Annotated in this window: 20 protein-coding genes and 1 other RNA gene; 10 read left to right on the top strand and 11 right to left on the bottom strand. The window is 58.0% G+C overall.

Features of this window, described 5'->3' with window-relative positions; translation table 11 throughout:
• Window positions 1-37: 37 nt before the first annotated feature.
• Window positions 38-349: a N(4)-acetylcytidine aminohydrolase gene (gene yqfB, locus CWM54_RS11360; RefSeq protein WP_100697123.1), complete on the bottom strand. Its 312-nt coding sequence runs from the start codon at window positions 347-349 to the stop codon at window positions 38-40.
• Between the two features lie 50 nt (window positions 350-399).
• Between yqfB and CWM54_RS11355 the strand changes: the two genes are divergently transcribed.
• From CWM54_RS11355 to CWM54_RS11330, 6 genes are all read left to right on the top strand, one after another.
• A complete protein-coding gene (locus CWM54_RS11355; protein WP_100697485.1) occupies window positions 400-1,128 on the top strand; it encodes a MurR/RpiR family transcriptional regulator in 729 nt (242 codons plus the stop codon).
• Between the two features lie 119 nt (window positions 1,129-1,247).
• The gene (gene bglA, locus CWM54_RS11350) at window positions 1,248-2,681 is read left to right on the top strand and encodes a 6-phospho-beta-glucosidase BglA (RefSeq protein ID WP_100697121.1); all 1,434 of its coding nucleotides are present in this window, start codon (window positions 1,248-1,250) and stop codon (window positions 2,679-2,681) included.
• Window positions 2,682-2,805: 124 nt separating this feature from the next.
• A complete protein-coding gene (locus CWM54_RS11345; RefSeq protein WP_100697119.1) occupies window positions 2,806-3,165 on the top strand; it encodes a copper resistance protein in 360 nt (119 codons plus the stop codon).
• Window positions 3,166-3,214: 49 nt separating this feature from the next.
• Window positions 3,215-5,224: a protein-disulfide reductase DsbD family protein gene (locus tag CWM54_RS11340; RefSeq protein ID WP_100697117.1), complete on the top strand. Its 2,010-nt coding sequence runs from the start codon at window positions 3,215-3,217 to the stop codon at window positions 5,222-5,224.
• Between the two features lies 1 nt (window position 5,225).
• A complete protein-coding gene (locus CWM54_RS11335; RefSeq protein ID WP_100697115.1) occupies window positions 5,226-5,837 on the top strand; it encodes a DsbA family protein in 612 nt (203 codons plus the stop codon).
• Window positions 5,827-6,330 (top strand): protein disulfide oxidoreductase, encoded by a 504-nt coding sequence (locus CWM54_RS11330; RefSeq protein WP_100697113.1) that lies wholly within the window; start codon window positions 5,827-5,829, stop codon window positions 6,328-6,330. Before CWM54_RS11335 ends, CWM54_RS11330 begins: the two co-directional genes overlap by 11 nt.
• A gap of 148 nt (window positions 6,331-6,478) precedes the next feature.
• On the opposite strand, the gene CWM54_RS11325 is transcribed toward CWM54_RS11330, so the two are convergent.
• From CWM54_RS11325 to CWM54_RS11290, 8 genes are all read right to left on the bottom strand, one after another.
• On the bottom strand, window positions 6,479-7,222 hold the full coding sequence (locus CWM54_RS11325) for an SDR family oxidoreductase (protein WP_100680710.1): 744 nt from the start codon (window positions 7,220-7,222) through the stop codon (window positions 6,479-6,481).
• A 60-nt stretch (window positions 7,223-7,282) separates the two neighbouring features.
• Window positions 7,283-10,156 carry an aminomethyl-transferring glycine dehydrogenase gene (gene gcvP / locus CWM54_RS11320; protein WP_100697111.1) on the bottom strand — a complete coding sequence of 958 codons (2,874 nt, stop codon included), beginning with the start codon at window positions 10,154-10,156 and terminating at the stop codon, window positions 7,283-7,285.
• Window positions 10,157-10,362: 206 nt separating this feature from the next.
• Window positions 10,363-10,752 carry a glycine cleavage system protein GcvH gene (gene gcvH, locus CWM54_RS11315; protein ID WP_008806439.1) on the bottom strand — a complete coding sequence of 130 codons (390 nt, stop codon included), beginning with the start codon at window positions 10,750-10,752 and terminating at the stop codon, window positions 10,363-10,365.
• A gap of 24 nt (window positions 10,753-10,776) precedes the next feature.
• On the bottom strand, window positions 10,777-11,871 hold the full coding sequence (gene gcvT, locus CWM54_RS11310; protein WP_100697109.1) for a glycine cleavage system aminomethyltransferase GcvT: 1,095 nt from the start codon (window positions 11,869-11,871) through the stop codon (window positions 10,777-10,779).
• A 422-nt stretch (window positions 11,872-12,293) separates the two neighbouring features.
• A complete protein-coding gene (gene ubiI, locus CWM54_RS11305) occupies window positions 12,294-13,496 on the bottom strand; it encodes an FAD-dependent 2-octaprenylphenol hydroxylase (protein WP_100697107.1) in 1,203 nt (400 codons plus the stop codon).
• Between the two features lie 10 nt (window positions 13,497-13,506).
• Window positions 13,507-14,685, bottom strand: coding sequence for a 2-octaprenyl-6-methoxyphenyl hydroxylase (ubiH, locus tag CWM54_RS11300; protein ID WP_100680708.1), 1,179 nt, complete (start codon window positions 14,683-14,685; stop codon window positions 13,507-13,509).
• Complete coding sequence (gene pepP / locus CWM54_RS11295; protein WP_100680707.1) at window positions 14,682-15,998, bottom strand: Xaa-Pro aminopeptidase; 1,317 nt, start codon at window positions 15,996-15,998, stop codon at window positions 14,682-14,684. The genes ubiH and pepP overlap by 4 nt, the downstream gene beginning before the upstream one ends.
• A 23-nt stretch (window positions 15,999-16,021) precedes the next feature.
• Window positions 16,022-16,600 (bottom strand): YecA family protein, encoded by a 579-nt coding sequence (locus CWM54_RS11290; protein WP_084441568.1) that lies wholly within the window; start codon window positions 16,598-16,600, stop codon window positions 16,022-16,024.
• 166 nt (window positions 16,601-16,766) lie between these two features.
• On the opposite strand from CWM54_RS11290, the gene zapA reads away from it, so the two are divergent.
• The 3 genes from zapA (at window position 16,767) to CWM54_RS11275 (ending at window position 18,017) form a co-directional block, all read left to right on the top strand.
• Complete coding sequence (zapA, locus tag CWM54_RS11285) at window positions 16,767-17,096, top strand: cell division protein ZapA (RefSeq protein ID WP_004205298.1); 330 nt, start codon at window positions 16,767-16,769, stop codon at window positions 17,094-17,096.
• A 41-nt stretch (window positions 17,097-17,137) separates the two neighbouring features.
• A non-coding RNA gene (gene ssrS, locus CWM54_RS11280) (6S RNA) lies at window positions 17,138-17,321 on the top strand.
• A gap of 99 nt (window positions 17,322-17,420) precedes the next feature.
• The gene (locus CWM54_RS11275) at window positions 17,421-18,017 is read left to right on the top strand and encodes a 5-formyltetrahydrofolate cyclo-ligase (protein WP_100697103.1); all 597 of its coding nucleotides are present in this window, start codon (window positions 17,421-17,423) and stop codon (window positions 18,015-18,017) included.
• Between the two features lie 83 nt (window positions 18,018-18,100).
• Here CWM54_RS11275 and serA read toward each other — a convergent pair whose 3' ends face one another.
• Window positions 18,101-19,333: a phosphoglycerate dehydrogenase gene (gene serA / locus CWM54_RS11270; protein ID WP_074387601.1), complete on the bottom strand. Its 1,233-nt coding sequence runs from the start codon at window positions 19,331-19,333 to the stop codon at window positions 18,101-18,103.
• A gap of 269 nt (window positions 19,334-19,602) precedes the next feature.
• Window positions 19,603-20,262, bottom strand: coding sequence for a ribose-5-phosphate isomerase RpiA (gene rpiA, locus CWM54_RS11265; RefSeq protein ID WP_061153342.1), 660 nt, complete (start codon window positions 20,260-20,262; stop codon window positions 19,603-19,605).
• Window positions 20,263-20,429: 167 nt separating this feature from the next.
• Here rpiA and argP point away from each other — a divergent pair, with 167 nt between their 5' ends.
• Window positions 20,430-21,323, top strand: a complete 894-nt coding sequence (gene argP / locus CWM54_RS11260; RefSeq protein ID WP_008806448.1) for a DNA-binding transcriptional regulator ArgP — start codon at window positions 20,430-20,432, stop codon at window positions 21,321-21,323.
• Window positions 21,324-21,337 lie beyond the last annotated feature (14 nt).

Below are 21,337 nucleotides of genomic sequence, written 5' to 3'. Positions count from 1 at the left end.
ACAATATTATTTCAACTAACAGCCGTGCTGGTTTTATTTAAAGGCGTTTGAATTCAATAACATAAAACCGATCTTCCGCAGGATAGATTTCCATGATGACCTGCCGCAGTTGTTCGAGGGTCATATTCTCCTGTTGAGCATGCTGTTCAGTTAGCGTATCGAGCGTCACCGTCGAGGTGGCGGTCACGGCGATGGTGCAAAAATAGCCGTCATCTTCATAGCGCCCGACGCGCAGGACGTCACCCGGTTTAAAATGCGATTCCGCCGCATCGCGGATGGTAATCGTTTTGCGCCCGGCGAGGATGTCGTCCTGAAAGCGCTGAAAAAAGGTAATGTCATTGGCCTGCATGATATAATTCCGTCCTGGTCATTATGAATTGTGAGTTCGCCACTGTGAGTATGTTCTCCCACGCCGCTGTCGCCAGTCTCAATAATCTTGAGATGATGGTCTACCACTACGTCATTAAGAATCGTGACAAAGTGATGTACATGACCATCCGCGAACTGGCCGAAGCCGCCGGGGTCTCCACCACCACCGTGTTGCGCTTCTGCCGCAAACTGCAGTGCGAGGGCTACTCTGAATTTCGCGTACGCTTTAAATTATATCTTGAGCAGAATGAGCCTCAACAGGCAAATATCGGCGCCAGCGAAATAATGAGTTTTTTTAAAAGCGTCAATAATGACGAGTTCGATGCGTTACTCGAACAGGCGGTCGATATTATTCTCGCCTCCGAACGTATTATTTTCGTCGGTGCCGGCACCTCCGGCGCGCTGGCGAAATATGGCGCACGCTTCTTTTCCAACGTCGGTAAATTCAGCAACCATATTGACGACCCCTATTTTCCGGTAACCAATGATATGGCCCGTAACGCGCTGGCGATCGTGCTTTCCGTCTCCGGTGAAACCGAAGAGATCCTGCGCTTCGCCAGCCAGTTCAGCCTGCACCGCTGCAAGGTGATGTCGATTACCAGCCACGAACATTCGCGGCTGGCCAAACTGACCGATTTCAATCTCTCGTGGCACGTGCCGCAGACGCGCATCGGCGGCGTCTACGATATTACGACGCAAATTCCGGTGATCTATATCCTTGAATCGCTGGGACGTAAATTAGCGCGCAAAATCAGCTAAAAATAACAGCCTGTTTTTTCGATGTAACATATTACGTTTGGCGGGATTTGTTATATCGTGACATTCAATTTCGCTTTGCTAGACTCAATCGCAATAGTTATTCAAAGAGATTAGCAAAGATGAAAAAATTGACTCTTCCAAAAGACTTTTTGTGGGGCGGCGCGGTCGCCGCGCATCAGGTTGAAGGCGGCTGGAATAAAGGCGGCAAAGGCCCGAGCATCTGCGACGTGCTGACCGGCGGGGCGCACGGCGTACCGCGCGAAATCACCCACCAGGTCGAAGCGGGTAAATATTACCCTAATCATGAAGCGGTCGATTTCTACGGCCACTATAAAAAAGACATCAAGCTGTTCGCCGAGATGGGCTTCAAGTGCTTCCGCACCTCAATCGCCTGGACCCGCATCTTCCCGCAGGGCGACGAGACCCAGCCGAATGAAGAAGGGCTGCAATTCTACGATGACATGTTCGATGAACTGCTGAAGTACAACATCGAGCCGGTGATCACCCTTTCCCACTTTGAAATGCCGCTGCATCTGGTACAGCAGTACGGCGGCTGGACCAACCGCAAAGTGGTCGATTTCTTTGTGCGCTTCGCCGAAGTGGTCTTCGAGCGCTATAAGCACAAAGTGAAATACTGGATGACCTTTAACGAGATCAATAACCAGCGTAACTGGCGCGCGCCGCTGTTCGGCTACTGCTGTTCCGGCGTGGTCTATACCGAGCATGAAAACCCGGAAGAGACCATGTACCAGGTGCTGCATCACCAGTTCGTCGCCAGCGCGCTGGCGGTGAAAGCGGCGCGGCGTATCAACCCGGACATGCAGGTCGGCTGCATGCTGGCGATGGTCGCCCTCTACCCTTACTCCTGCAAACCGGAAGATGTCATGTTCGCCCAGGAGTCGATGCGCGAACGCTACGTCTTTACCGATGTCCAGCTACGCGGTTACTACCCGAGCTATGTGTTGAATGAATGGGAACGCCGCGGCTTCAACATCAAAATGGAAGACGGCGATGCGCAGATCCTGCGCGAAGGCACTTGCGCCTATCTCGGCTTCAGCTACTACATGACCAACGCGGTAAAAGCCGAGGGCGGTACCGGCGACGCCATTTCCGGCTTCGAAGGTAGCGTGCCGAACCCGCACGTCAAAGCCTCCGACTGGGGCTGGCAGATTGACCCGGTTGGCCTGCGCTACGCCCTGTGCGAACTGTATGAGCGCTACCAGAAGCCGCTGTTTATCGTGGAAAACGGCTTTGGCGCCTACGACAAAGTCGAAGCCGACGGCAGCATCAACGATGACTACCGCATCGATTATCTGCGCGCCCACGTCGAAGAGATGATTAAAGCGGTGACTTATGACGGCGTCGATCTGATGGGCTATACCCCATGGGGCTGCATCGACTGCGTCTCCTTCACCACCGGCCAGTACAGCAAACGCTACGGCTTCATCTACGTCAATAAACACGACGACGGCACCGGCGACATGTCCCGCTCGCGCAAGAAGAGCTTTAACTGGTACAAAGCGGTTATCGCCAGCAACGGTGAGAATCTGTAACTGACCGCCCTCTCCCGGACGGGAGGGGGCAAATCACTTATCCGCCAGACACTTCTTTACAGCTTTACCATTGCCAAAACGCGTTCGCCCGATAAGATAGGCCTCGTGAATATTTGAGGCAATCATGATTAAGCGACAACGCAAAGCCATTCTTTTTGTCCTCCTGGCCTGTCTGGTGGTGCTAACCTGCACCGCCCAGCGGATGGCCGGGATGCACGCGTTGGTCATGAACCTCACCGCCGACAGCCCGTCGCTACAGCAACATCAGGATAAGGCCGATGCTCCGGTTACGCCGTGCGAGCTCAGCGCCAAGTCGCTGATGGCCGTTCCGCCGATGCTGTTTGAAGGCGCGCTGTTGGCTATCGCCCTGCTGCTGGCGGTGCTGGCGGCCATCCCGCCGCGTATCGAACGCCAGTGGCCTCCCCGCGTTATCTCCCCACCCCGATTACGGGTGCATCTGCGATTATGCGTCTTCCGTGAGTGATTAATTCTCCTGACAGCTCAGGTTAATTTATTACTTACGGAGAAAATTTATGTTTATGGTATTCAGGCGACTACTGGTCTGCCTGCTTTGGCTATGGCTGCCCGTCAGCCAGGCCGCCGACAGCGGCTGGCTGCGCGTCGCCGACAATCAACACGCCAGCGTGCGCCTGCGGGCGCAAAGCGAAAGCAATGGCGAAACCCGCCTGCTTTTAGACGTAGCGCTGGAAAAGGGCTGGAAAACCTACTGGCGTTCGCCGGGCGAAGGCGGCATTGCGCCAACTATCGCCTGGCACACGCCGCTGGAGGTGAACTGGCGCTGGCCGACGCCGCAACGCTTCGACGTCGCAGGTATATCCACTCAGGGGTATCACGGCGACGTCAGCTTCCCGATGACCCTGCGCGGCAAAATACCGCCGACGCTTAGCGGCGTCCTGACGCTCTCTACCTGCAGCAATGTCTGCATTCTCACTGACTACCCCTTTTCGCTGGATATGACGACTGCGGCGGGGGAGCGATTTAATTACGATTTCACCCGCGCGATGGGCACGCTGCCCCTGCGCGACGGTCTCACCTCGGCGCTTAACGCCAGCTACGTCAGCGGTAAGCTGACGGTGACCGCCCGCCGCGATGCCGGCTGGCAGCAGCCAGCGCTGTTTATCGACAGCATGGAGGATGTCGATTTCGGCAAGCCGAGTTTTACCAGCCGCGGCGATACGTTGACCGCCACCGTACCGGTCACCGATAGCTGGGGCGAAGCGGCGCCGGACCTGAGCGGCAAAACGCTGTCGCTGGTGCTGGCCGATAGCGGCCAGGCGCAGGAAAGCCATATTGCCATTGCTGCCGGCAGTGCGGCGCCGGGGCTGGCATTAGGCTGGGTGCTGCTGATGGCGCTGGCCGGCGGGCTCATTCTCAACGTAATGCCGTGCGTGCTGCCGGTGCTGGCGATGAAGCTCGGCTCGCTGGTGCAAACCGAACGTCGCGAACGCGGCGCGGTGCGGCGGCAGTTCCTCGCCTCGGTATGCGGGATCGTCGTCTCCTTCCTGGCGCTGGCTTTGATGATGACGCTATTGCGTTTAGGTAATCAGGCGCTCGGCTGGGGGATCCAGTTCCAGAACCCGTGGTTTATCGGCGCGATGGCGCTGGTGATGGTGCTGTTCAGCGCAAGTTTATTAGGGCTGTTCGAAATCCGTCTCTCCTCCAGCGCCAGTACCTTCCTCGCCACCCGCGGCGGCAACGGATTAATGGGCCATTTCTGGCAAGGCGCCTTCGCCACCCTGCTGGCGACGCCCTGCACCGCGCCGTTCCTCGGTACCGCCGTTTCGGTAGCGCTGGTGGCGCCGCTGCCGCTGCTGTGGGGGATTTTCTTCGCCATGGGGATCGGCATGAGCCTGCCGTGGCTGCTGATCGTTGCCTGGCCGGGTCTGGCGCAACGTCTACCGCGCCCGGGCCGCTGGATGAATCATCTGCGCGTGGTGTTGGGGCTAATGATGCTTGGTTCAGCGCTATGGCTGGTCAGCCTGCTGACGATCCACATCGGCCGTACGCCGGTGCTTACCCTGCTGGTGATTCTGGCCATCGTCCTGCTCCTGGCCACCGCCTGGCGCTACCGCTGGCGGACAGCGCTACGCGCGGGCGCCCTGGCCATCGTAGCGGCGGGCGCCGTCGCCTTTGTCGCCCAACAGGACGGCCAGGGCCCGCGCCGCGACCGGGTTAACTGGCAGCCGCTCAGCGAGCAGGCTATCGCTAACGCCCTTGCGGAGCATAAACGGGTATTTATTGATGTCACCGCCGACTGGTGCGTGACCTGTAAAGCCAATAAATACAACGTGCTGCTGCGCGATGACGTCCAGCAGGCGCTGTTAGCGCCAGACGTGGTCGCCTTACGCGGCGACTGGAGCCGCCCCTCCGCCGACATTAGTCAGTTTTTAACCGCTCGCGGCAGCGCCGCGGTGCCGTTTAACCAGATTTACGGACCGGGATTGCCGCAGGGACAGATTCTGCCTGCGCTGTTAGATCGCGAACACCTTCTCGCCACCCTGTCCGCCGCTAAAGGAAAATAACATGAGAGCTATCATCGCCTTATTGCTGCTGTGCGTATCGGCCTTCAGCGTCGCCGCCCCGGCGGAAGAACCACAATCGAACGGTAATGACCAGTTAGCCCAGCTGCTGTTTAACGATCCGAATAGCCCGCGCACCGGCGCGAAAGCGCCAAAACTCACGATCGTCTCGTTTACCGATTACAACTGTCCTTACTGCAAACAGTTTGATCCGCTGCTGGAAAAAATCGTCCACGATAATCCGGACATCCAGCTCATCGTTAAGCTGCTGCCGTTTAAAGGGCAAAGTTCGGTGAATGCCGCTAAAGCCGCGCTCTCCACCTGGCGTCAACAGCCCGATAAATTCTGGGCACTGCATCAGCGGCTGATGGCGAAAAAGGGCTATCACGATGACGCCAGTATCGCCGCGGCGCAGAAGAAAACCGCCACCGATAGCGTCAGTGTCGATGACAAGACCATGGACTCGCTGAAGATGAACCTGATTTTGTCGCAGGTGCTGAATATTCAGGGCACGCCGGCGACCATCATCGGCGACCAGATGGTGGCCGGCGCGATCCCTGCTGAAGACCTGGAGGGGCTGGTGAAAGAACAGCTGGCGAAAGCCCGTGGCCAGTAAAATCAGGCGCTGGCTGCGCGAGCTGGCGGTGTGGCTGCTGATTGGCGCGACGGTGAGCCTGGCGGTAGATTATTTCCGCCAGCCCGCGTTGCCGCAAAACATCAGCGCCACGCCGCTACAAACCCTCGACGGCAGGACGCTGGATCTGAACGCCATGAGCCAGCAAAAGCCGCTACTGCTGTACGTCTGGGCGACCTGGTGCGGGGTTTGTCGCTATACCACGCCGTCGGTGGCATCGCTCGCCGCCGACGGCGGCAATGTGCTAACGGTAGCCCTGCGTTCCGGCGATAACGCCGCGCTGGAGAAGTGGCTGACCAGGAAGAAAATGGCGCTGCCGACGGTGAATGATCCAAGCGGCCAGCTGGCGCGGCAGTGGGATATCCAGGTAACACCAACGCTGGTGATCATTTCTCAAGGCGAGGTGAAGTCGGTTACCACCGGCTGGACCAGCGGTTGGGGGATGCGTCTGAGGCTGTGGCTGGCCTCCTGGTAGACCGTCGGTTTCCCCGGCTCGCGCTGCGCTTAGCCGGGCTACGGGTACACATCATTGGGTAGCCCGGATAAGGCGTAGCCGCCATCCGGGAAGGGTTACCCCGTAGGCCCGGCAAGCGCAGCGCCGCCGGGCAATAGACATCTACGGGTTATTTCCCCCCCGCCAGTTCAAGGAAACTGCCCGTCACATACGACGCTTTGTCGCTCAGCAGCCAGGCAATGGCCTGAGCGACCTCTTCCGGCTGGCCGCCGCGCTGCATCGGCAGCGAATGCTTCACTCGATCCACGCGTCCCGGTTCGCCGCCGGAGGCATGCATCTCGGTATAAATCAGCCCCGGACGCACGCCGTTCACCCGGATCCCTTGCGCCGCCACCTCCAGCGCCAGCCCGGTGGTCAGGGTATCTACCGCTCCCTTTGAAGCGGCATAGTCAACGTACTCCCCCGGCGCGCCAAGGCGCGACGCCGCCGACGAAACGTTAACTATCGCTCCGCCCTTGCCGCCATGCCGATGCGACATACGCTTGACCGCCTCACGGCAGCAGAGGAAGTAGCCGGTGACGTTGGTGGCCAGCACGCGGTTAATACGCTCGGCGCTCAGGCTCTCCAACGTACATTGGGTAAACAGGATCCCGGCGTTGTTGACCAACGCCGTCAGCGGTTCGCCCATGCGGTCAATCGCCTCAAACATCGCCATCACCTGAGCTTCATCGCTGATATCCGCCCGCAGCGCCGTGGCTTTGCCGCCAGATTCAACAATGCTATTCACGACTTCGGTGGCGGCTTTAATGTTGTGATGGTAATTGACCGCGACGGTATACCCTTCCTGCGCCAGCAGCAGCGCCGTCGCCCGGCCTATGCCGCGGCTCGCGCCGCTAATCAGTGCTATTGCCATACCTTCCCTCCAAAAAATAAAGGCGCCGCAGCGCCTTTAAAAGTTTAGCTAATTCACCACTTACTGGTATTCGCTCATCGGTACGCAGGAGCAGAACAGGTTACGGTCGCCGTAGACATCGTCCAGGCGTTTTACCGTCGGCCAGTACTTGTTGTGCAACCCTGCCGGGAATACCGCCAGCTCGCGGCTGTACGGATGGTTCCACTCGCTCACCAGCTCGCCCTGGGTGTGCGGCGCGTTCACCAGCGGGTTATCTTCCAGCGGCCATTCACCAGCTTTAACGCGATCGATTTCCGCGCGGATCGCCAGCATCGCGTCAATAAAGCGGTCCAGCTCGACCTTGCTTTCCGATTCCGTCGGCTCAACCATCAGCGTCCCGGCGACCGGGAAGGACATGGTCGGCGCATGGAAACCAAAGTCGATCAGACGCTTGGCGATATCCAGTTCACTGATGCCAGTCTCTTCTTTCAGCGGGCGAATATCGAGAATACATTCGTGCGCCACGCGACCGTCGCGGCCGGTATAGAGCACCGGGTAAGCATCTTTCAGGCGGGTAGCGATATAGTTGGCGTTAAGGATCGCGTTCTGGCTCGCCTGTTTCAGCCCTTCCGCGCCCATCATGCGGATATACATCCAGCTGATCGGCAGGATGGAAGCGCTGCCGAACGGCGCGGCGGAGACCGCGCCCTGACGGGTCAGCATGCCTTCAATCTGCACCACGCTGTGGCCCGGTACAAACGGCGCCAGGTGTGCTTTCACGCCGATTGGCCCCATACCCGGACCGCCGCCGCCGTGCGGAATACAGAAGGTTTTATGCAGGTTGAGGTGCGAAACGTCAGCGCCGATAAAGCCCGGAGAAGTGATCCCAACCTGGGCGTTCATGTTGGCGCCGTCGAGATAAACCTGGCCGCCGAACTGATGCACTATCTCGCACACTTCACGGATGGTCTCTTCATACACGCCGTGGGTCGACGGATAGGTGACCATGATGCAGGAGAGGTTCGCCCCTGCCTGCTCTGCTTTTTCACGCAGATCGGCAAGATCGATGTTGCCGTTTTTGTCGCAGGCAACGACCACCACCTGCATACCCGCCATCTGCGCGGAAGCCGGGTTGGTGCCGTGCGCGGAGCTTGGGATCAGGCAGATATCGCGATGGCCTTCGTTGCGGCTCTCGTGATAGTGGCGAATCGCCAGCAGGCCGGCATATTCGCCCTGCGCGCCGGAGTTCGGCTGCATACAGACGGCGTCATAACCTGTCAGTTTCACCAGCCAATCTGAGAGCTGGGCGATCATCTGATGATACCCTTCCGCCTGATCGACCGGGCAGAACGGGTGCAGCTCGGCAAATTCCGGCCAGGTGATCGGGATCATCTCCGCCGCGGCGTTCAGTTTCATGGTGCAGGAGCCCAGCGGGATCATCGCCTGGTTCAGCGCCAGATCCTTACGCTCCAGGGCGTGCATGTAGCGCATCATCTCGGTTTCGCTATGGTAGCGGTTAAACACCGGATGGGTGAGGATCGCATCGTCGCGCAGCATCGCCGCCGGGATCGAACGACTATCCAGCGCCACGTCTTTATCCAGGGTATCGATATCCAGACCGTGATCGTCGCCGACGATGGCGCGGAACAGGTTCAGCACATCTTCGCGGGTGGTCGCTTCATCAAGCGTAATGCCCACCGCGCCGTGAATATCGCTGCGCAGGTTAATCTGCAGCGCTTCGGCACGCGCCAGCACCGCGGCTTTATCCGCCACTTCGACGCAAAGGGTGTCGAAGTAGTGCGCATGGCGCAGCTTCAGCCCTTTCTTCTGCAGGCCGTCGGCCAGAATGTCGGTCAGGCGATGAATGCGGCCAGCGATACGTTTCAGGCCCGCCGGGCCGTGGAAAACCGCGTACAGGCTGGCGATGTTGGCCAGCAGAACCTGCGAGGTACAAATGTTGGAGTTCGCTTTCTCGCGGCGGATATGCTGCTCGCGAGTCTGCATCGCCATGCGCAGCGCGGTATTACCCGCCGCATCTTTCGATACGCCGATAATACGGCCCGGCATGGAGCGTTTGAATTCATCTTTCGCCGCGAAGAAGGCCGCGTGCGGGCCGCCATAGCCCATCGGCACGCCGAAACGTTGAGCGGAACCGAAGACAATATCGGCGCCCTGCTTGCCCGGCGCCGTCAGCAGCACCAGCGCCATAAAGTCGGCGGCGACGCTGACAATCACTTTGCGCGCTTTCAGCTCGGCGATAAGTTTACTGTAATCGTGGATTTCACCGGTGGTGCCCACCTGCTGCAGCAGCACGCCAAAGACATCCTGGTGATCGAGCACTTTGTCGGCGTCATCGACAATCACGTCGAAGCCGAAAGTTTCCGCACGGGTACGCACCACGTCCAGCGTTTGCGGATGGACGTCGGCGGCAACGAAGAAGCGGTTGGCGTTCTTCAGTTTACTCACGCGTTTGGCCATCGCCATTGCTTCGGCAGCGGCGGTGGCTTCATCGAGCAGCGAAGCGGAAGCGATATCCAGCCCGGTCAGATCCAGAGTGACCTGCTGGAAGTTCAGCAGTGATTCCAGACGGCCCTGGGAGACTTCCGGCTGGTAAGGGGTATAGGCGGTATACCAGCCCGGGTTTTCCAGCATGTTGCGCTGAATGACCGGCGGCAGCTGCACGGCGGTGTAGCCCATGCCGATGTAAGACTTGAAGCGCTTGTTGCGACCGGCGATCGCCTTCAGCTCCGCCAGCGCGGCGAATTCGGTAGTCGCGTCGCCCACCTGTGGTGGGGTCGCCAGCTGGATATCCTGCGGCACAATCTGGCCAATCAGGGCGTTAAGCGAATCCGCGCCGACGGTCTTCAGCATCTCTTGCTGCTGCTGAGCGTCCGGGCCAATGTGACGTTCAATAAAGGCGTCGCGGTTTTCAAGCTGACTTAAAGTCTGAGTCATGAGCGATGGTTCCTGAAACGTGCGGTGAATCGTGATTGTCTGACTGGTTTGCCCGGCAAGCGCTGATGCTTACCGGGCCAGAATACGCAAAATCATTCGCGTTGCAGGAAGGCGGCGACACAGCGACTCCCCGGGAGCTTACAAAAGTAAGTGACCGGGGGGAGCCAGAAAGCCAACGCCCCTGCAGCGTGAAGGATGAAGCGTATTTATTCGTCTTCTAACAGAGCTTCATAGGCGGTCGCATCCAGCAGCGCGGCAACCTGCGCTTCGTCGCTGGCTTTAATTTTGAAGATCCAGCCGTCGCTATACGGATCGCTGTTGACCAGTTCCGGAGAGTCGTTCAGCTCTTCGTTGACGGCAACGATTTCACCGCTAATCGGCGCGTAGATATCGGAAGCCGCTTTCACGGATTCGGCAACGGCGCAATCGGCACCCGCTTCAACGGTGGCGCCCACTTCCGGCAGGTCAACGAAAACCATATCGCCAAGCAGCTCCTGCGCGTGCTCGGTGATCCCGACGGTATAGGTGCCGTCCGCTTCTTTACGCAGCCACTCGTGTTCTTTGCTGTATTTCAGTTCTGCTGGTACGTTGCTCATTAATTCATCTCCAAAAAAGGGAAATCACACAATGGCTTTGCCATTGCGTACAAAACCAGGTTTAGTCACTTTTACCGGCATTTCACGGTTACGAATTTGCACCACCGCGGTGTCGCCAATCCCGGCCTGTACGCGAGCCAGCGCGATGCTATAGCCCAGCGTCGGCGAGAAGGTGCCGCTGGTGATAATGCCTTCTTTTTGATTACCGTCGCTATCGGTAAAACGTACCGGCAGGCCGCCGCGCAGGACGCCTTTCTCGGTCATCACCAGGCCCACCAGCTGCTCGGTGCCTTTTTCGCGCTGCATTTCCAGCGCTTCGCGGCCGATGAAGTTACGATCGGCGGGCTCCCAGGCGATAGTCCAACCCATGTTCGCCGCCAGCGGCGAGACGCCTTCGTCCATTTCCTGGCCGTACAGATTCATCCCGGCTTCCAGGCGCAGAGTATCGCGCGCGCCAAGACCGCAAGGCTTAACGCCGGCGTCCAGCAGACCGCGCCAGAAATCCGCCGCCTGCTCGTTCGGCATCGCAATTTCATAACCCGCTTCGCCGGTATAACCGGTGGTGGCGATAAACAGGTCGCCGGACTGCACGCCAAAGAACGGCTTCATGCCTTCCACAGCCTGACGCTGAGCGTCGGTGAACAGCGTCGCCGCCTTCGCTTTCGCCTGCGGACCCTGGACCGCGATCAGCGACAGATCGTCGCGAACGGTAATTTCAAGGCCGTAAGGTTCAGCTTGCTCGGAGATCCAGGCGAGGTCTTTTTCGCGGGTGGCGGAGTTAACAACGAGGCGGAAATAATCTTCAGAAAGGAAATAAACAATCAGGTCATCGATGACGCCGGCGGAGGCGGTCAGCATGCCGGTGTAGAGCGCTTTGCCTGGGGTGGTCAGCTTCGCCACATCGTTGGCCAGCAAATAGCGCAAGAACTCGCGGATCCGGCTGCCGTGGAAATCGACGATGGTCATATGCGATACATCGAACATCCCTGCATCGCCGCGCACCGCATGGTGCTCATCAATCTGGGATCCGTAATGCAGCGGCATCATCCAGCCATGGAAATCCACCATGCGAGCGCCGCACAGCGTGTGTTGTTCATACAACGGAGTCTGTTGAGCCATCTTTTCCTCATCGAATAAAACGGAACCAGCCACGAGATTGTCGGCGATTTTGCGCCACAAAATTCGGCGACGGCACCGCTAACGGACGCCGACGCAAACGTTCTCTTTTGCCTGAACTTACCACCGAACCCGGCGCTAAACCATAAGCTCATTCAGGGCATCACATTAGCTTATGACTAAAATCCGCCGAAAAGCCTACAGAGTTATTGACTGGAAAAAAGCGATTTATGCCACATAAAATTAACATCAAGCTTTCATCGATAAGGCAATGATGGTGTTTTATGCGATTTTACGGGCCTAATTTCTTTAACAAAAAAAAGAGCGCATTAATAAAACTAATGCGAAAAAAGAGGTGAAATTAGAATATTTCAAATGAGGGAGAAAACCCGGCGCGCAGGCCGGGTGAAAGAAGTGTGACGCGGTTAACGTAACCAGGCGGGGAGATCGTTCAGGCCCATCGCCTGGCGAATCAGTTGCGGTTTCACGCCTGGCAACGTATCGGCCAGTTTGAGTCCCATATCGCGGAGGAATTTCTTCGCCGGATGGCTACCGGAGAACATTTCGCGGAAGCCCTGCATACCCGCCAGCATCAGCGCAGCGCTGTGCTTGCGGCTGCGCTCGTAGCGGCGCAGATATAAATGCTGGCCGATATCTTTCCCCTGCGCGTGCAGGCGCTTCAGCTCGTCGATAAGCTCGGCGGCATCCATAAAACCGAGGTTAACCCCCTGCCCGGCCAGCGGGTGGATGGTATGCGCGGCATCGCCGACCAGCGCCAGGCGGTGGGCGGCAAACTGACGGGCATAGCGGCCGGTCAGCGGGAAGACTTCACGTTCGCTTGCCAGCTGGCAGAGGCCGAGGCAATTATCGAAGGCGATTTTCAGTGCCTGGTTGAAAGTGGCTTCATCAGCCTCCTGCATCCGCTTCGCTTCCGCTGGCGACAGCGACCAGACGATCGAGCACAGGTGCGGATCGCTCAGCGGCAGGAAGGCCAGAATGCCCTCGCCATGGAACGCCTGGCGTGCCACCGCCTGATGCGGCTCAGTCGTGCGTATCGTCGCCACCAGCGCATGATGGTGGTAATCCCAGAAGGTCAGCGGAATATCGGCCTTATTACGCAGCCATGAATTCGCGCCATCAGCGCCAACCACCAGCCTCGCGGTCAACATGCTGCCGTCCTGCAGGCTGAGAAAGGCTTCGTTTTCACCCCACGCCACCTGCTGCAGCTCCGCAGGCGCCAGCAGGGTGACGTCAGCGCAGCGCTGCGCTCTCTGCCACAATGCGTGATGCACCACGGCATTTTCAATAATATGGCCCAGATGGCTGAAGCCCATGCTCTGGTCATCGAAGCTAATGCGGCCGAAGCTGTCTTTGTCCCACACTTCCATACCGTGATAGCAGCTGGCGCGCTGGGCGACGATCTCATGCCAGACATCCAGCTTAGTCAGTAGCTTTTCGCTGGCGGCATTGATCGCCGAAACGCGCAGCGCCGGCGGCGCATCGGCGGCCAGAGGCTGTGGCGCTGCTTTCTCCAGCACCGCGACGCGCAGGCCGCTGCCCTGTAAACCGCAGGCTACCGCCAGTCCCACCATTCCACCGCCAACAATGGCAACATCAACACTTTGCACGTTTTACTCCTTAACGGGGAACCCAACCGAGGGTACGCTGCGCCAGCGCATCGCGCGCTGGGGTAAATAATTCCATGGCCATCAGACCGACGTTGCGCCCCGCCACCAGCGGCGCCCAACGGTTGGCAAACAGATGCACCAGCCCATCGGTGACACCGATAGTGGCGGCTTTATCACCTGCCCGCCGTGCCTGGTAGCGGCACAGCAGGGAATAATCGCCCACATCGTCGCGGGCCACGTGCGCGTCGGCAAGCATCTCCGCCAGGCTCATCACATCGCGCAGGCCAAGATTAAAGCCCTGCCCGGCGATCGGATGCAGCGTCTGCGCCGCATTACCGACCAGCGCCAGACGGTGTGACACCGCACGGGTGGCAGTGGTTAAGGCTAACGGATAGACGCTGCGCTTACCGGCATGGGTAATACGCCCCAGCCGCCAGCCGAATGCCTGCTGTAACGCCTGACAAAAACGTTCGTCAGACCAGCTCAGCACCTCGTCGCGCCGCGACTGCGGATGGCACCACACCAGCGAACAGCGTCCTTGCGACATCGGCAGCATCGCCAGCGGACCGTGCTCGGTAAAACGCTCGAAGGCGCGGCCTTCGTGCGGCAAGGCGGTGCTAACGTTGGCGATAATCGCCAGTTGCTCATACGGCTGCTGCTGCCAGCTGATGCCGCAGTGAGCGCCCAGCGCCGAACGGGAACCGTCCGCCGCCACCAGCAGCTTACCGTTGATGATTTCGCCGCCCTCAAGCGTAAGGCTGACGCTCTCCTCCCGGCGGCTGACCGCTTCCACTTTCGCCGGACAGTGCAGCGTGACGCCTGGCGCCTCGCGCAGCAGGCTAAACAGCCGCTGGCCGACATCGTGGAGTTCAACCACCTGCCCCAGCGCCGACAGACCGTAATCGGCCGCCGCCAGGTTTACAAACCCGGCATGGCCGCGGTCGCTGACATGTACCCGCTGGATAGGCGTTGCTCGTTTAGCAAGGTTCTGCCAGATACCGATGCGCGCCAGCTGCTGGCAGGTGCCCGCAGCCAGGGCAATCGCCCGATCGTCAAAGCCTGGGTGGCGTGACGAATGCGGATCCTGCGCTTCAATCAGATGGACCGGCAGGGCGCCGCCGGTCAAACGGGAGATGGCCAGCGCGAGCGTCGCCCCGGTCATCCCGCCACCGACGATCAGCACGCTCATGACTGGCGCGCCGCCGCCATCAGCGCCTCGATCTCATCCGCCTTCTTCACCACGCTGGCGGTGAGATTTTCGTTGCCGTCTTCGGTAATGACGATGTCATCTTCAATACGGATGCCGATACCGCGATACTGCGCGGGGACATCGGCGTCGGTAGCGATATACAGCCCCGGCTCGACGGTCAGCACCATCCCCGGCTCCAGTATGCGCGAACGGTCGGTATCGTAATTGCCGACATCGTGCACATCCAGCCCCAGCCAATGGCTCAGGCCATGCATAAAGTACGGGCGGTGGGCATTATTGGCGATGAGTTCGTCAATCTCGCCTTTCAGGATCCCCAGCCGCACCAGGCCGGTGATCATAATGCGCACCACTTCCTGGTTAACCTGATAGATCGAAGTGCCCGGGCGATAAAGCTCCAGCGCGGTTTCCAGCGATTCCAGCACGATGTCGTAGATTTCACGCTGCGGTTTAGTGAATTTGCCGTTTATCGGGAAAGTGCGGGTAATGTCTCCCGCGTAGCCGCGATATTCGCAGCCGGCGTCAATCAGCACTAAATCGCCATCACGCAGTTCGGATTCGTTTTCGGTGTAGTGCAGAATGCAGCCGTTTTCGCCGCCGCCAACGATGGTGTTATAGGACGGGAAACGCGCGCCGTGGCGGTTGAATTCATGGAGAATTTCACCTTCCAGCTGATATTCGAACATGCCGGGGCGGCATTTTTCCATCGCCCGGGTATGGGCAAGGGCGGAAATTTCGCCGGCGCGGCGCATCACTGCCAGCTCTTCCGCGGATTTAAACAAACGCATTTCATGAACCGCAGGCCGCCAGTCGATGACGGAGTTCGGCGCCTGCAGATTCTGGCGCGAGCCTTTGCGCAGTTTTTCGAGGGCGTTAAACACAATCTCATCGGCATAGGCATATTCGCCCTGGGCGAAATAGATAGCGTCCAGACCATTGAGCAGCTGATACAACTGCTGGTTGATTTCACTAAATGCCAGCGCGCGATCGACACCGAGCTTCGCCGGCGCGGCATCCTGGCCCAGACGGCGACCGAACCAGATCTCAGCGGTCAGATCGCGAACCCGGTTAAACAGCACGCTATGATTGTGCGTTTCATCGCTTTTAATCAACACCAGCAGCGCTTCCGGTTCGTTGAAGCCGGTGAAGTACCAAAAATCGCTGTTCTGCCGGTAGGGATATTCCGAATCTGCGCTACGCACCGCTTCCGGTGCGGCGAAAATCAGCGCCGCGCTGCCTGGCTGCATCTGCGCCAGCAGCGCCTGGCGACGCGAGAGAAATTCCTGCTGAGTCATGACGCCCCCTGAACGAATTTTAGTTAGTGTAATGTCGGTTTGCGGACTTCCGGTGCGGTTGGCTGCTGACGAGAAAAAGTGTCGTGGCACAGCAGTGCGGCAACGCGGACATACTCGATAATCTCCTCCAGAGACATCTCCAGCTCTTCCTGATCTTCGTCTTCATCGTAGCCCAGCTGGGCAATATTACGCAGATCGTCAATCGCTTCCCCGGTCTCGTCTTTCACTTTATCCAGCTTCGGTTGGCTGACGCCAAGGCCGAGCAGGAAATGGTTGACCCAACCGGCGAGAGCGTCGGCGCGGTCGAAGACGCTTACCGCATCGCCTTCCGGCAGATACAGTTGAAAGAGGAAACCGTCGTCATCCAGTGAATCGCTGATGGCGGAATGCATGTTACGCAGCACCTGGGCCAGTTCATGACCAAAGGCGAGCCCTTCGTTGGTCAGGTCGTGCACCAGCGGCAGCCAGCTGCTGTCCGTGTTGCCGCCGCACAGCAATCCGCTGATCAAACCGTGCATTTCGGCTGGGGTGAGGCCGACCCCTTGTTGGTTCAGTAACTGGTCTACATCGTTGTAACCAGGCATTTCGTTCTGTATAGACATGCGCATTCGTCATCGTTGGGAGGAATATTCATGATATGCTACCACTTTGGACCCTGGTGAACCAGAAAAGGGCTTGTATCCCCGCACCAGGGTAGCTATAGTGTCGCCCCTTCGCAGACCCGGGCTCGGATGTGAAGGCAGCGCAGTCAATCAGCAGGAAGGTGGCATGTCTGCACAACCCGTAGATCTCCAAATTTTCGGCCGTTCACTGCGAGTGAATTGCCCGCCTGAACAAAGGGATGCCCTGAATCAGGCAGCTGAAGACCTTAATCAGCGGTTGCAAGATTTAAAAGAACGCACTAGAGTCACAAATACTGAGCAGCTGGTCTTCATCGCCGCGTTGAACATCAGCTATGAGTTGACTCAGGAAAAAGCGAAGACCCGCGACTACGCTTCGAGCATGGAGCAGCGCATTCGGATGCTTCAGCAGACCATCGAACAAGCATTGCTTGAGCAAGGTCGCATAAGCGAAAGACCAGGGTCAAAGTTTGAATAACACTTTGCAGTTAACTGTGTTAGAGTAATTCCAGGAACAAAATTTCTCTGAGATGTTTGCAAGCGGGCCAGTCCCCTGAGCCGATATTTCATACCACAAGAATGTGGCGCTCCACGGTTGGTGAGCATGCTCGGTTCGTCCGAGAAGCCTTAAAACTGTGACGACACATTCACCTTGAACCAAGGGTTCAAGGGTTACAGCCTGCGGCGGCATCTCGGAGATTCCCTTCTTTAGTTCGCATTATCCCAACGCTCTAGTTTTCGGCTACTGCCGCCCTGTATTACACTTCCTCGTATTGTTTCGCTTGCTCGTAATGAGACCTGCATGACCCTACAGCCCGATATCCCGCTCTCCAGACAGCATATTCGCCAGCAGATCCGCGAGCGTCGCCGCGCGCTCAGTCCGGAGCAACAGCGCCTGTTTGCCCAACAGGCCGCGGAGCGGATGATGACCTGGCCGCCGGTCGTACTCGCCCATACCGTGGCGCTGTTCCTCTCCTTTGACGGCGAGCTGGACACCCAGCCGCTAATTGACCAGCTATGGCGCGCCGGCAAACGGGTGTATCTGCCGGTGCTGCATCCGTTTAGCCCCGGAAACCTGTTGTTTTTACACTACCATCCGCAGAGCCAACTGATAGTGAATCGCCTGAAAATCCGCGAACCGAAGCTCGATGTGCGTGACGTGCTGCCGCTCGCTGAACTCGATGTGCTGGTGACCCCGCTGGTAGCCTTCGATGTCAGTGGTCAGCGACTGGGAATGGGCGGCGGTTTTTACGACCGTACGCTGCAAAACTGGCAGCAGTATCGCCTGCAGCCGGTAGGCTACGCGCACGACTGCCAGCAGGTGGATAGCCTGCCAAGTGAAGAGTGGGATATCCCGCTACCCGCGGTGATCACCCCGGGAAAAACCTGGAGTTGGTAGGTACGCGGGGACGAGAATTTCAGCCTGGAAAGTATTAACAAAAAAACGGGCAGGTACGCGACCTGCCCGAGAGGCAAAAATGATTAGAACAACAGACGGGCGCGGATAGTCCCCGGGATCGCTTTCATTGCCTGCAGCGCCTGCTGGGCAACATCTTCTTCCGCTTCAATATCAATAACCACGTAGCCCATCTGCGGCGACGTTTGCAGATACTGCGCGGCAATGTTGATGCTCTGCGCGGCGAAGATCTGGTTGATAGCGGTCAGGACGCCCGGCCGGTTCTCATGGATATGCAGCAGACGGCGACCGCCGTGCAGCGGCAGAGAAACTTCCGGGAAGTTGACCGCTGACAGGGTTGACCCGTTGTCAGAGTACTTCGCCAGCTTGCCGGCCACTTCCAGACCGATGTTCTCCTGCGCTTCCTGGGTTGAACCGCCAATATGCGGGGTCAGGATCACGTTATCAAACTCGCACAGCGGTGAAGTGAAGGGATCACTGTTGGTCGCGGGTTCGGTCGGGAAGACGTCGATAGCCGCCCCGGCCAGATGCTTACTCGCCAGCGCATCGCACAGCGCCGGAATATCCACCACGGTACCGCGGGAGGCGTTGATCAGCAGCGCGCCCGGCTTCATCAGCGCCAGCTCTTCCGCGCCCATCATGTTTTTGGTGGAGGCGTTTTCCGGCACATGCAGGCTGACCACATCGCTCATGTTCAGCAGGTCGGAGAGATGCTGAACCTGGGTGGCGTTGCCGAGCGGCAGTTTGTTTTCAATATCATAGAAGAAGACATGCATCCCCAGCGATTCCGCCAGAATGCCGAGCTGGGTACCGATATGGCCGTAACCGATAATCCCCAGTTTCTTGCCGCGCGCTTCAAAGCTGCCCACCGCCAGCTTATTCCATACCCCACGATGCGCTTTGGCGTTGGCTTCCGGCACGCCGCGCAGCATCAGCAGCAGTTCGCCGATGACCAGCTCCGCCACCGAGCGGGTGTTGGAGAACGGGGCGTTAAATACCGGGATACCCCGCTTCGCTGCCGCGTCCAGATCCACCTGGTTAGTACCGATACAGAAGCAGCCAACTGCTACCAGTTTTTCTGCCGCGGCGAAAATCTCTTCAGTCAGATGAGTACGGGAACGCAGGCCGATGAAATGGGCATCACGGATCGACGCTTTCAGCTCTTCGGAGTCCAGCGCGCCTTTGTGAAATTCGATGTTGGTGTAACCTGCTGCACGAAGGTTATCGATTGCCTTTTGATGCACACCTTCAACCAGCAGAAATTTAATCTTGTCTTTTTCCAGTGATACCTTAGCCATTTCCCCGTCCTGTTTTGTCTTAACTAATGTCGTGCTGAACGAAAGTTCGTCTCAGCAACATATCAAAAAAAACTATCGCGGCAATATGAACGTTTGCGTCGCCGTCCTGAAGAAATGTCATCCAGAAGCAAATGGCAGGACAAAACACCAGAAAGAAGATTAATGGTAGTTTGTTAATCAGGATGGTTGCATAAATGTGACAGAAGTCACCAAATTGCACCAGGTGAAAAAATATTTGCGAGGGAGCCGGTTGGCTCCCTGCGGACAGACTATTTTACGATGGTTTTCACGCCATCGGCAGTTCCGATCAGCGCCACGTCAGCCCCGCGGTTGGCGAAAAGCCCCACGGTCACGACGCCCGGAATGCTGTTGATGGCATTCTCCAGCGCGACGGCATCAAGAATTTCCAGGCCATGCACGTCCAGGATCACGTTGCCGTTATCGGTCACCACGCCCTGACGGTACTCCGGACGACCGCCCAGCTTGACCAGTTGACGCGCGACGGCGCTGCGCGCCATCGGAATGACTTCAACCGGCAGCGGAAATGCACCGAGAATATCAACCTGCTTGGAGGCATCGGCGATACAGATAAATTTATCGGCGACCGAGGCAATGATCTTCTCACGGGTCAGCGCCGCGCCACCGCCTTTGATCATTTGCATATGGCCGTTGATCTCATCTGCGCCATCAACATAGATCCCCAGGCGATCGACGCTGTTGAGATCGAAGACGGTGATCCCGAGGCTTTTGAGCTTTTCGGTAGAGGCATCGGAGCTGGAGACCGCGCCTTCAATCTGCCCCTTCATCGTGCCCAGCGCGTCAATAAAATGGGCCGCCGTCGAGCCGGTACCCACGCCGACAATGGTCCCTGGCTGTACGTATTGCAGCGCCGCCCAACCTACTGCTTTTTTCAGTTCATCCTGCGTCATAATTATGGTCCGAGATGTGAATGCCTGTGGCGCATTATAGAACATCGACAGTGGAAATGTCCCTGCGATGCAGATCACACAACTGAGCAGACCAATTTCGTCTGTATCAAATAAAAATTTATGTCATAGTGCGAGATAACGATTAGTTATGGGGGCACGCCAGAATAATGAAACGACCGGACTACAGAACACTACAAGCGCTGGATGCGGTGATTAGGGAACGAGGATTTGAGCGCGCCGCGCAGAAGCTATGTATTACCCAGTCCGCCGTCTCACAGCGTATTAAGCAGCTGGAAAATATGTTCGGTCAGCCGCTGCTGGTGCGCACCGTGCCGCCACGCCCTACCGAGCAGGGGCAAAAGCTGCTGGCTCTGTTGCGCCAGGTTGAACTATTGGAAGAAGAGTGGCTGGGCGACGAGCAGACTGGCTCCACGCCGCTACTGCTGTCGCTGGCGGTGAACGCCGACAGTCTGGCAACCTGGCTCCTGCCGGCGCTGGCCAATGTTCTGTCAGACTCCCCTATTCGTCTCAACCTGCAGGTGGAAGATGAAACCCGCACCCAGGAGCGCCTGCGCCGTGGTGAAGTGGTGGGCGCAGTGAGTATCCAGCCGCAGGCGCTGCCAAGCTGCCTGGTGGATCAGCTCGGCGCGCTCGATTACCTGTTTGTCGCCTCAAAAGAGTTTGCGCAACGCTATTTCCCGAATGGCGTGACGCGTTCTGCGCTGCTGAAAGCGCCGGTCGTCGCCTTTGATCATCTGGACGATATGCATCAGGCGTTCCTGCAACAAAACTTCGACCTGCCGCCGGGTAGCGTCCCCTGCCACATCGTCAACTCGTCGGAAGCCTTCGTGCAACTGGCGCGCCAGGGCACTACCTGCTGTATGATCCCGCATCTGCAAATCGAAAAAGAGCTGAAAAGCGGCGAGCTTATCGACCTCACGCCCGGTCTGTTCCAGCGTCGTATGCTGTACTGGCACCGCTTTGCACCGGAAAGCCGCATGATGCGCCGGGTGACCGATGCGCTTATTGATTACGGCCACAAAGTGCTGCGCCAGGATTAAATCGCAGGCATAAA

Source organism: Klebsiella sp. D-Nf1, assembly GCF_002810515.1.
Taxonomy (GTDB): Bacteria; Pseudomonadota; Gammaproteobacteria; order Enterobacterales; family Enterobacteriaceae; genus Klebsiella; species Klebsiella variicola.
The sequence above is the reverse complement of the archived record's forward strand: the minus strand, read 5'-3'. Positions and strand labels throughout refer to the sequence as shown.

Coding starts and splice junctions, on each gene's coding strand:
- yqfB (WP_100697123.1), bottom strand. CDS start 349: ATGCAGGCCAATGACATTACCTTTTTTCAGCGCTTTCAGGACGACATC.
- CWM54_RS11355 (WP_100697485.1), top strand. CDS start 400: ATGTTCTCCCACGCCGCTGTCGCCAGTCTCAATAATCTTGAGATGATG.
- bglA (WP_100697121.1), top strand. CDS start 1,248: ATGAAAAAATTGACTCTTCCAAAAGACTTTTTGTGGGGCGGCGCGGTC.
- CWM54_RS11345 (WP_100697119.1), top strand. CDS start 2,806: ATGATTAAGCGACAACGCAAAGCCATTCTTTTTGTCCTCCTGGCCTGT.
- CWM54_RS11340 (WP_100697117.1), top strand. CDS start 3,215: ATGTTTATGGTATTCAGGCGACTACTGGTCTGCCTGCTTTGGCTATGG.
- CWM54_RS11335 (WP_100697115.1), top strand. CDS start 5,226: ATGAGAGCTATCATCGCCTTATTGCTGCTGTGCGTATCGGCCTTCAGC.
- CWM54_RS11325 (WP_100680710.1), bottom strand. CDS start 7,222: ATGGCAATAGCACTGATTAGCGGCGCGAGCCGCGGCATAGGCCGGGCG.
- gcvP (WP_100697111.1), bottom strand. CDS start 10,156: ATGACTCAGACTTTAAGTCAGCTTGAAAACCGCGACGCCTTTATTGAA.
- gcvH (WP_008806439.1), bottom strand. CDS start 10,752: ATGAGCAACGTACCAGCAGAACTGAAATACAGCAAAGAACACGAGTGG.
- gcvT (WP_100697109.1), bottom strand. CDS start 11,871: ATGGCTCAACAGACTCCGTTGTATGAACAACACACGCTGTGCGGCGCT.
- ubiH (WP_100680708.1), bottom strand. CDS start 14,685: ATGAGCGTGCTGATCGTCGGTGGCGGGATGACCGGGGCGACGCTCGCG.
- pepP (WP_100680707.1), bottom strand. CDS start 15,998: ATGACTCAGCAGGAATTTCTCTCGCGTCGCCAGGCGCTGCTGGCGCAG.
- CWM54_RS11290 (WP_084441568.1), bottom strand. CDS start 16,600: ATGTCTATACAGAACGAAATGCCTGGTTACAACGATGTAGACCAGTTA.
- zapA (WP_004205298.1), top strand. CDS start 16,767: ATGTCTGCACAACCCGTAGATCTCCAAATTTTCGGCCGTTCACTGCGA.
- CWM54_RS11275 (WP_100697103.1), top strand. CDS start 17,421: ATGACCCTACAGCCCGATATCCCGCTCTCCAGACAGCATATTCGCCAG.
- serA (WP_074387601.1), bottom strand. CDS start 19,333: ATGGCTAAGGTATCACTGGAAAAAGACAAGATTAAATTTCTGCTGGTT.
- rpiA (WP_061153342.1), bottom strand. CDS start 20,262: ATGACGCAGGATGAACTGAAAAAAGCAGTAGGTTGGGCGGCGCTGCAA.
- argP (WP_008806448.1), top strand. CDS start 20,430: ATGAAACGACCGGACTACAGAACACTACAAGCGCTGGATGCGGTGATT.